The following is a 9,775-nucleotide window of genomic DNA, read 5'->3' as shown; positions in this document are numbered from 1 at the left end:
AAAATACCTATTAAATAATCTCTATAGAAACGATTTAAGACCTAGCATGACTTTTCGCTAAAAACGGTAGTATTTAACATATTCTATCTTTTGCGCACTTCGAAACGCTGTTCAATTAATATTACCCACCCTAACCCTCAAAAGATCAACTTTTCCTCTTCAAAACCGTCCACATTTTTTGTAAATAAGTTGTTATCAAAATCGACCAATCTATTTTCAGGCAAAAAAGAGCCTCTAAGCCTTAAAAGATCATGTTTTCCCTAGATGTATAATTATTATTGATGTTTTTGTTTTATTAATAGCTTAATTCTATTAATTTGTTTTATCTATTAATTAATTGTTTTGGAACGAAATACTCAATTATTTAGTTTTGGCCTATATGTGAAATTTTACTGTGTAAATATACAAGTTCCGATTGTTTATATAGTGAAAGAAACATGCTTAATATTCCATATGTATCTCAACCATCAGGCTCACCTTTTTGTGGAGCAGCCTGTGCATCAATGTTGATTCAATACTATAAAAATAAAGTCATACCAATTGACCAAATATGGCTTGGAGTTGCTATGGTATCTCCTGAAACTGGTCGTCAATATACACGAACTTCTAGGCTTCAATCTTATTTATCCGATAGCTTCTTCAAATGTACTACTGTTCAAATTAGACCTAATAAACTGTCAAAATTACTAGATTTTTGTTTGAATAATGATTTGGCTCCTATTATTAACCATAAATACTCAAAAGAGCTGGATGGTGGCCATTACTCTGTCGTTAATGGGTATATTAACGATGTTGTATCAGTCAATGATCCTGATGATAAGTCTAGAACTTCATTCGCTATCAATGTTCTTGAGGAACTTATGATCAGAAATAAAGGTGATGAACAAGGTCATAATACAGTCATTGTTCCTATTTTTAATAAATTCCCAAGAGCAAATTGCCCATGCCAGTTTTGCGGTAGCATCATTGATATGTCATTAAGTCGTATTATTAATGATCTAGGTGAAAGAGTTATTGAAGCTGAATTATGTACTCATTGTGAGGCTTATAACAAAGTGCCTGAAGGATCTGACAAGTAAACGATTCTGCTACGAAGCGGATGCGAAATTATACTCATAATTTCGTTTCCGCTTTTTTGTATTTGACACACAGAAGTGTAAACAGTTGTTAGTATGCATTATTTCGTATATAATTAAGTGTATACAGTTTAGTGTTTATATTTTTTTGTAGTCAAGGAGTTGCTATGGCTAAATACCTAATATTAATGGCATCTAAGGGAGGATCTGGTAAATCAGTTCTTTGTAAGCAGATTGCTAGAGAGCTTTATCGAACTGGTCATAAAGTAAGTGGCCATGATTATGATCCTCAACAGCATTACGCTCAGTTTGTTGAAGTTAACGGTTCTGTTTTTTCCCCTGATGATGAAGCTGATTATATTATTGTCGATACTCAAGGGGCGCACACTAAAACAAATATCGATATTATGAAAGGCATGAAAAATGAAGATGCCCTTTTCATTATTCCATTTATGCCAACTGATGATGATTATAAAGAGGCTCTGAAAATGAGAGATCGCCTTAAAGAGTTCGATCTTCTTGATAAGGCTATTTTTGTTGCTAATCGTTGCTACCGCGAAAATGATAAAGATGCTAAAGACTTTAAACAGCGTTTAGCTTCCACTGTCAAAGTTGCTAAATCAGTTTTTGTTCATCGTAAGGCGTATGCTAAAGAGCCTGATTCAAAAGTTATCAATGAAGTGTCACGTTTTCTTAATGAGGTTGTAATCAATGGGTCTACCGACTAATAACGCCAAAACAAATTCAGAGTTAGATCAAGGCTTATTATCTCAGCAAGAGTTAGACAGCCAAATTAGTGAATACAAGACTAAAGACGAGTTAGCGCAAAAAGTATTATCAGCTAAAACTCCGCAAGATTATAAAAAATTGATCGATACCAATTTTAACGCTGAACCTTTACTTGAGTTATTGGAGTCAGATAATTCTCGCACAACGATCTTATTATCAAGCAGATTATCACCATCTGATTATGCAAAGCTAAAGCGTATTCTTGATTCTAACGGTATTGAATTAAAAGCCTTTTTATCGAACTCTATTAATCAGGAATATGAAAACATTTAACTGTATGCAATTAGGTGTTTTCAAAATAATGTATACACTATCCTGTTATTAAAAAGCCTCAAGTGCTCCGTGGAAAGAAAACTTGAGGCTGGTGTGATTCAGTCTTACTAGGAATTAAACCACTTATGAACAATACAATGATTAAACTGATTTGCCTAGTGCTATCAGTTGCTACTGCATGCCTTTCGGCTACTTTAACAACAAAATTCATGTTTTCCATCGGAGAAGATATTGGGTCTCCTAGACTAATGGCATCGCTTGGTCTATTGCTTGACTTAGCTAAATGCGCGACTCCCCTCTTTGTTCTTTTCCTTTGGTCGCAAAAAATGCGCCTTGCTTCTATGTTTGCGCTAGTTCTTAGCATTACTTTAAGCGTAGTTTCATTCTCAGCATCAGTTGCTGCATTAGAAAGCGGAGTTAAGGCTAACAAACAAAATTCAGTTAGTTATCAACGCATCGAAACTCAGATTAAAGATTATCGTGTTCAAATTACCGAGTTGCGTCAACTTGCTCAACGTCAACAAGCCGCAAAGCAAATTACCAAATCTCAAATCACCCTATCTCATATTCCCCCTCTTCTTTCCCATGTTGATCAATTGTCTGCTCAACAATCACAATTAAGTTCTGGCGAATCTGTTGTCTCTCAATATGGCATGATCATTTCGTATGTAACGGCTGCTGCGCTTGAGCTTTTGTCATGGCTATTTGTTTGTGTTTCAAATGCATTATGTCAGCAACGCACTCAAACGCAGTCGCACACAGTCAAGCGCACTCAACCTGAACTTGAAACAATAGCAATAAATATCACCGATAATGATGCTGATAACGCTCAACGCTCAAACGCATTCACTCAACGCTCAAACGCAACAAACGATGAACCTACGAAGTCGCAAGCTCAACTGTATTTAGATATTAAGAATGCAGTATTAACTAAATCCGTCAGACCAAACCAAAGAGGGATTCTTAGTAAATTTAGCGGTGTAGGTCGTGAATTGATGAATGATGTATTGAGTGAACTATGTGAAGTTGGGTTTTTGAAGCCGTTTAGAAATGGTTATACGTACGCCTAAGTGTACACACTAAACTGTAAGCATTTTTATGTATATATATTAGTGTTTTCAAATAAGTGTAATTAGAAAAAAGAGTACAGAATTGTATATTTACTTTTCTGTACTCACTTAACAGTTAGATCAAGTAATCGTCTAGGTTTTTATCTTGTAGGAACTTCGGTGTGCGGCCTTGGCCTGTCCAAGTCTTCTCTTCACCATTTTCATCTGTGTAACGATATTTAGCTGGACGACTCGGACGCTTCTTGGTGGCCGATTTACCTTCAAGCTTTTTCAATAACTCTTCTGGATCAATACCATCAGCAATCAACATTTCGCGGTACATAGCCAGCTTTTCTTCTTTTTCTTTATTTTCTGCTCGAAGTTGTTCTTCTTCTTGCACTCGTTCATTGGTTACTTGAGTTAGTTTCTCCAGACCTTCTTGTAGTTGTTCTAAAGTTAGTTCACGTGATTGTGCTCGTAATGAGCGTAGATTTAAAAGTATTGAAAATACATCAGACATATATCTGTTCCAAAAAAGGGTTGTTGTAATTAGGTGGGCAATAATAACACATTACAACTATTAGAAAATTCGTTCATTCTCGGATAAAAAAATCCCGCAACAATAGTTCTATCACGGGATCGAGGCTTGATTTCGGAGTTTCATGTCATTACTCGATTGGCTAGGTAAACCTCTTAAAAAGATTTTCTTTGTTAAGGTTAACTTGTTGGTCATATTCAATCTTTGGATAGGGACTCATTTATTAAAGGGGGCGTTCTCGCTATCGCTCGGTTCATTCCGTCGCTGCGCTCCTCCCACGATAACCCATACCCCTAAAGCAACAAGTTGCTAAGGGTTATTGGGTTCCTGTGAGCATGTCACCCAACGCAACAGCATTCGCAATGGACCAGGTACAATTTGCAGATCTCGCAGGCGAGGCAAATGTATCCTGGTCAATGCTCATAAAAAGCATTCGTCCTGCGTCCTCACAAAGCAACGGCTTTCACTTCTAGCTGCAAAGTGCTTGTAATCGTATTCCTCAACCTCACAAGCCATTGTTCATCCTATTTGGGCGTTTTCACCTTGAACCGCTTTCTTCCTTAGACAATGACTCAACACAACCTTGCCGGCAAGGGTATATAAACGCTACGCGCCCTTGCTGGTAAGAACGATGCTGAGTCCTTGAGTCGTCAGGCGGTAACGAAGATGAAAACTTAAACCAAAAGGACTCACGACCATGACTTATTCAGTAGATGACCACTCAACAATCACTAAGCAGCCAGAAGCGACTCAGGGCGTTGCCCTAAGTACCCAAGGCTCCTCCAAAAATGAAATTATTTTTAACGTCAAGAAAGGAAGTGATATTTCGCCTGTTGAACTAAAGGAAAAAGGTGTTCGGATGATTAATTTTAAATATGTAGTTACAGAGTCAGATTTAGAAAATAATTTTAAAGATTTTTATTTAAAACGTACAGAATCAAATTTTAGTTTAACTATCGAATTTATAAGAATTTGGTAATTTGAGGGGAGTAGGGCTATTACAGCCCTACTTATATCAACAAGGTCAGAATAAATTCTTTGACCGAAGAGATTATTAATTATGTTTACTATTGAAGAAAAAGAAGTTTTAAAGCACGCAGAGAAAATAATTCAGTCAAAAATTAAAAATATTGATGCTTTTAATAATCCGACTTTAGTAAAAAGATTTTGTGAAAATAAATTAGCTCATGAAGAAAGAGAGGTTTTTTGTGTGCTATTCTTAGATAACCAGAATCGATTAATTAAAGATGAAAATATTTTCTATGGTACAATTGATTCAGCTAGTATTTATCCTCGTGAAATATTGAAAATGGCATTAAACTTAAATGCTAAAAGTGTTATTTTGAGTCACAACCACCCATCGGGAATTGCAGAGCCTAGTCAAGCTGATAGAAGGATTACTGTTCGCATACAAGATGCTTTAAACTTTATTGATATGAGAGTGTTAGATCATATTATTGTAGGGCATGGTGATGTAATATCATTTGCAGAAAAAGGCTGGATTTAAACAAAAACAGCTCATTCAAATGAATGAGCTGTTAGCTTCTAAAAGGTGTCGATATGACTGAAATAATAAAAATATATAATAGCAATAGTATCAACAAAAAAAGTCTTCTACCGCTTTCTCATGAAGATTTTGAAAGTCCAATATCTTCTGATGTTAAATGGTTAAGATCTTATTTAGGTTGGTCACAAAGAGATTTAGGTTGTTTCTTGGGACTAAAGGTAAGCATAAATGGATGTAATACAGTAAGGAAGTGGGAAGTAAAAGAGGGTAAGAAAGAGCATAGGAATATACATAATGGTTATTGGCGTTTGATGGTTATAGCTTCTAAATTAGATTGCATCGAAACTGATATTGCGAACAGTAAAAAATGAGTCCTATTACTATGTTTTAGTATGTAACTTATAAACAATTATTGATATTATGATTATTCTTAAAATATTGAGAGATTAGAATGAAAGAAAACCTTAATGAATCAGAATATAAGAATTTAAAATTAAGTCAAACAATACTAATTGCTATTCCGTGGATTATATTTTTAATGGTTGGTTGATAAGTGTTAGATAGGTGGGGTTTATGGTTGGTATACTGAATAATATTAAAAATATTAACTGGAGAAAAGTTCGATATTATTTTTTTAAGGCGTTAGAAGCTTTTTTTAAAGCTATAACGGTTATATCATTTCTAATTTTTGCTATTTCGAGAACAAAAAATGGCGGTGCTGTTATTATTATTTTATTTGTTGTTCTATGTAGCTTGTTTAAATAATCGGTTGGTAGTGTGCGCAAGTTCATAAAGAACTATTGAAGCACCCCTACGGGGCAACCATGCCCTATTTCACACGCTCCCCGTCACATGTTCCATGTTTGTATCGCTAGTGAAACTTCAGCCAACAAGTTGTCTTCGCCAGAGGTAAGGTCAGGGCTATGAACAGCATTCGCAATGGACCAGGTACAATTTGCAGATCTCGCAAGCGAGGCAAATGTATCCTGGTCAATGCTCATAAAAAGCATTCGTCCTGCGTCCTCACAAAGCAACGGCTTTCACTTCTAGCTGCAAAGTGCTTGTAATCGTATTCCTCAACCTCACAAGCCATTGTTCATCCTATTTGGGCGTTTTCACCTTGAACCGCTTTCTTCCTTAGACAATGACTCAACACAACCTTACCGGCAAGGGTATATAAACGCTACGCGCCCTTGCTGGTAAGAACGATGCTGAGTCCTTGAGTCGTCAGGCGGTAACGAAGATGAAAACTTAAACCAAAAGGACTCACGACCATGACTTATTCAGTAGATGACCACTCAACAATCACTAAGCAGCCAGAAGCGACTCAGGGCGTTGCCCTAAGTACCCAAGGCTCCCTCAAAAATGAAAATAACAAAAGCTTGAATCGCGAATTTAAACGAAAAATTTGTAAGCAAGCTTGGAAATTGGCTGCTATCAAAGCTATGCGATTTGGTGGAGATAGATGTATTTATTTTGCGGCTTGTTTAAAAGTGGTCTATAGCCAAATCAGATTGACTCACTCTCAGAGCTATGAACAATACGGTGAATTAATGAAGCTCAATAACCAATATTTAAAGCGACTAAAAGAGCAGTTATCACACAATGAATCTAACCCTAATTTGATGCATAGAGAGCAAAATATCGTTGACTTAACCCATCGAATTAAAACCGCCCAAATCCGTCAGAGTTATTATATTGACCTTATTTTTTTTACAGGTATTAAGCTGTAAAAAAAAGAGGTTGATAACAATTCTCTCATATTGCTATCAACCTCTTTTGGGTTGGTCTATATGTTAACTTAAATGTATTCTATGTCATAGTGTGTTCCATCATGGCCGTGAACATAAGCGAGTTCTTCTATTGTTCGTCCTTGTTGTGTTTTCTTTATAAAGATTACTAAGTTTATTGTTTGAGCTATGACTTTTCGGTTAACGTTTGTTGATACTTCTTCGATACATTGCTCAAGTCGTTCAAGCCCTAATAGGGCTGAATTTGCGTGTATTGTAGCGACTCCGCCCGGATGTCCCGTATTCCACGCTTTTAACAAGTCTAAAGCTTCTCCCCCTCGAACTTCTCCTACCAATATACGGTCGGGGCGGTAACGAAGTGTAACTCTTAATAGTTTTCCCATCGTGACACTGGCCTTTTCAGAGGTTCGCATAATAACGCTGTTATCTGCTGCACACTGAATTTCATTTGTATCTTCAATGATAATAATACGATCATCTTCATTGTGTTTTACCATCGAATCAATAACAGCATTGGTCAGCGTTGTTTTTCCTGACCCCGTACCACCTACGATCAGGATATTTTGACGAGTAGCGACAGCATCTTGTATGACGTTATATTGCTTCTCGGTCATAGTGTCATTCTCGAAATAATCGTCTAACGTAAATACCTTGGTTGCTTTTTTTCGAATAGTGAAAGAGGTTTGAGCTGTGAGGGGAGGGACGATACCCTCGAAGCGACTACCATCTACAGGAAGTTCGCATTCTAAAATAGGACACTCTTTATCAACTAATTCTCCGTGAAAATGAGCTATAGAACGTATAATAATATTCGCATCATCGGGAGATATTTTGCATTGTTTGTACATAGGTTTGCCAAAAGCTTCAACCCATAGCCAACCATCACTATTAAGCATAATTTCGATAACTGATTCATCATTTAATAGGGCTAAAATTCCTGTTCGTTCTAAATGAGAATTTAATGATTTTATAGAGCGTTGTTTTGCATCAGACATATATTGCTAACCTAAAAGAAGCTTATGCACATATCCACATGGGAGCGAAGACATTAAAACTATCGCAGCGACCTTGTGGGTATGTGTATAAGCGAACAAAAAAATCAAATAGGGTTTAGATTTATTTTTCCATTTGTTTCATCATTGGTTAATGGTTTAGATAATATCGATTCATTAATTTCATTATTAACTTTACCACATGAAATACTTGCATTAAGGGCTGTGAGTAAAATGCCAATTAAATGTAATGCCTCCGTCATATCAACTACAGTCAATTCATCCCAATGGTCAAAGTCAGTTTCTCCTCCTGCACAAATCGTTATAGAGAGACATTTTTTTGTATTATCATCTGATAATAATTCACAAGAAATATGTTCGTATCCTTGCTCTCTATAAGCCCACAAATTAGCCCTAATTTTCGACTCTTCAAAATGATTTCGAGAATGTTTAATGATTTTACTTGCAGTGTTATACAACTCTGTTCGAGTAAAAGTAAAACCACTTGCTCCTAATGCTGAATAATCATCACTCATGATTTATTTCCTAACTCAAGATTAAGGTGATTAGGCATAATATTGAAACTACGAAAGTTCCTACATTTAAATAAAGATTAATGTCTTTATTTCCTTTCGCAGAATTAACTCTATCTGCAATGCACTTATCAATAGCATTTGCAAGATCGTTATCAATAATATTTTGAACTTGAGCAATTTGTTTTCTTGTGATTTTTGAATACTGGCTTATCAATTCACCGTGTACTTCTGATGTATTCTTTTTAATTATTGATGATATGTTTTTCTCAAAATACATTAATGTATTTTCTACATTAGTATTTATATCATTATATTGCTCACTGATTTTATATTGTTGCTTAGAGAAATATTTTCTAAGTTCTGATGTGATAAAGTTTAATGCAGCCGTGTTCGCAATAGCTGTGTGAAGAATAGGTTCTTCACATGCAATAACGCCATATTTTGCGGCAAGAATATCTGTAATTATTTTTGCATAATCTAAATCATCAATTGAAAGTTCATCTTTCTCAATCATATCATTCACCTTGAGTTGTAAAGCAATCTAACTCAGTATCTTCTATTGATTGGAATATTTGCTCTTTCATTTTATTTAATCGATTACGACTAAATAGTTTTACACTATCCATTGCTTCATCAAATGTTTGCTTTGCACCTAGCATCATTTCTAAATCATTTTGGAATAATTGACTTGTGTTAAATTCAATAGGTATTATTCCTGATATTAAGTTCTTATTGTTTTTATATAATCCCCATTCGTTAAATTGCTTATCATTCATTAATATTTCACCAAACTTATAATTTAACCAAACAATTATAGATGTCGATTGAAAGTTTTTTAATATTGACTGTAAGCCTGCTGCGGTATCTTCAAGACCTTGACCACCTGTAATCACAGTATGGATATATACTTGATGTCCAGCCTCATTTAACGCAGTGATTATTTCATTATCTGTAAGGTATTTCATTAATGGCATGAAAGAGCTTGCCCCATTATCTATAACAATATTTTCATGGTTTGATTCATAGATATACTCAGCCATTTGTTCAATGATAGTTTCATCAAGAAATGAATTATCGGGGTCATAGATATTATACTCAGTAACATTGAATGACTTATACTGTGAAAAAGTATGGTTAACTGAGTCAGTATCAATACACTTTACATCATTACTTATTGATTTTAAATACTGAGTAGTAAAGCTACTTGCTAATGTTTTTCCAACGCCACCTTTTCCTTGTAGAAAAAAATGTATATTACTCATGA

General features: G+C 35.3%; 13 protein-coding genes. 8 read left to right on the top strand and 5 right to left on the bottom strand.

Translation table 11 applies throughout. The features are described from left to right. The first annotated feature begins 437 nt into the window (after positions 1-437). From WAX86_RS20295 to WAX86_RS20280, 4 genes are all read left to right on the top strand, one after another. Positions 438-1,079 carry a cysteine peptidase family C39 domain-containing protein gene (locus tag WAX86_RS20295; RefSeq protein ID WP_341489830.1) on the top strand — a complete coding sequence of 214 codons (642 nt, stop codon included), beginning with the start codon at positions 438-440 and terminating at the stop codon, positions 1,077-1,079. Positions 1,080-1,243: 164 nt separating this feature from the next. Then, the gene (locus WAX86_RS20290) at positions 1,244-1,804 is read left to right on the top strand and encodes a ParA family protein (RefSeq protein WP_341489829.1); all 561 of its coding nucleotides are present in this window, start codon (positions 1,244-1,246) and stop codon (positions 1,802-1,804) included. After that, positions 1,788-2,138 (top strand): hypothetical protein, encoded by a 351-nt coding sequence (locus WAX86_RS20285; protein ID WP_341489828.1) that lies wholly within the window; start codon positions 1,788-1,790, stop codon positions 2,136-2,138. Before WAX86_RS20290 ends, WAX86_RS20285 begins: the two co-directional genes overlap by 17 nt. A gap of 125 nt (positions 2,139-2,263) precedes the next feature. After that, positions 2,264-3,208, top strand: coding sequence for a hypothetical protein (locus WAX86_RS20280; protein ID WP_341489827.1), 945 nt, complete (start codon positions 2,264-2,266; stop codon positions 3,206-3,208). A 115-nt stretch (positions 3,209-3,323) separates the two neighbouring features. On the opposite strand, the gene WAX86_RS20275 is transcribed toward WAX86_RS20280, so the two are convergent. Beyond that, entirely contained in the window at positions 3,324-3,707 is a 384-nt protein-coding gene (locus WAX86_RS20275) for an H-NS family nucleoid-associated regulatory protein (protein WP_341489826.1), read from the bottom strand. Positions 3,708-4,422: 715 nt separating this feature from the next. Here WAX86_RS20275 and WAX86_RS20270 point away from each other — a divergent pair. From WAX86_RS20270 to WAX86_RS20255, 4 genes are all read left to right on the top strand, one after another. Next, positions 4,423-4,704: a hypothetical protein gene (locus WAX86_RS20270; RefSeq protein WP_341489825.1), complete on the top strand. Its 282-nt coding sequence runs from the start codon at positions 4,423-4,425 to the stop codon at positions 4,702-4,704. An 81-nt stretch (positions 4,705-4,785) separates the two neighbouring features. After that, positions 4,786-5,232, top strand: a complete 447-nt coding sequence (gene radC, locus WAX86_RS20265; protein ID WP_239974582.1) for a DNA repair protein RadC — start codon at positions 4,786-4,788, stop codon at positions 5,230-5,232. A 53-nt stretch (positions 5,233-5,285) separates the two neighbouring features. Next, the gene (locus WAX86_RS20260) at positions 5,286-5,603 is read left to right on the top strand and encodes a hypothetical protein (RefSeq protein ID WP_341489824.1); all 318 of its coding nucleotides are present in this window, start codon (positions 5,286-5,288) and stop codon (positions 5,601-5,603) included. A gap of 903 nt (positions 5,604-6,506) precedes the next feature. Further along, positions 6,507-6,965, top strand: coding sequence for a hypothetical protein (locus tag WAX86_RS20255; protein WP_341489823.1), 459 nt, complete (start codon positions 6,507-6,509; stop codon positions 6,963-6,965). 68 nt (positions 6,966-7,033) lie between these two features. Here the strand turns inward: WAX86_RS20255 and trbB are convergent, their stop codons facing one another. The 4 genes from trbB to WAX86_RS20235 form a co-directional block, all read right to left on the bottom strand. Continuing rightward, positions 7,034-7,978: a P-type conjugative transfer ATPase TrbB gene (gene trbB, locus WAX86_RS20250; protein ID WP_341489822.1), complete on the bottom strand. Its 945-nt coding sequence runs from the start codon at positions 7,976-7,978 to the stop codon at positions 7,034-7,036. 104 nt (positions 7,979-8,082) lie between these two features. Then, on the bottom strand, positions 8,083-8,511 hold the full coding sequence (locus WAX86_RS20245; protein WP_341489821.1) for a hypothetical protein: 429 nt from the start codon (positions 8,509-8,511) through the stop codon (positions 8,083-8,085). Between the two features lie 10 nt (positions 8,512-8,521). After that, positions 8,522-9,025 carry a hypothetical protein gene (locus tag WAX86_RS20240; protein ID WP_341489820.1) on the bottom strand — a complete coding sequence of 168 codons (504 nt, stop codon included), beginning with the start codon at positions 9,023-9,025 and terminating at the stop codon, positions 8,522-8,524. A 1-nt stretch (position 9,026) separates the two neighbouring features. Continuing rightward, positions 9,027-9,773: a hypothetical protein gene (locus tag WAX86_RS20235; protein ID WP_341489819.1), complete on the bottom strand. Its 747-nt coding sequence runs from the start codon at positions 9,771-9,773 to the stop codon at positions 9,027-9,029. Positions 9,774-9,775 lie beyond the last annotated feature (2 nt).

This window comes from Photobacterium damselae subsp. damselae (assembly GCF_038086725.1).
Taxonomy (GTDB): Bacteria; Pseudomonadota; Gammaproteobacteria; order Enterobacterales; family Vibrionaceae; genus Photobacterium; species Photobacterium damselae.
The sequence above is the reverse complement of the archived record's forward strand: the minus strand, read 5'-3'. Positions and strand labels throughout refer to the sequence as shown.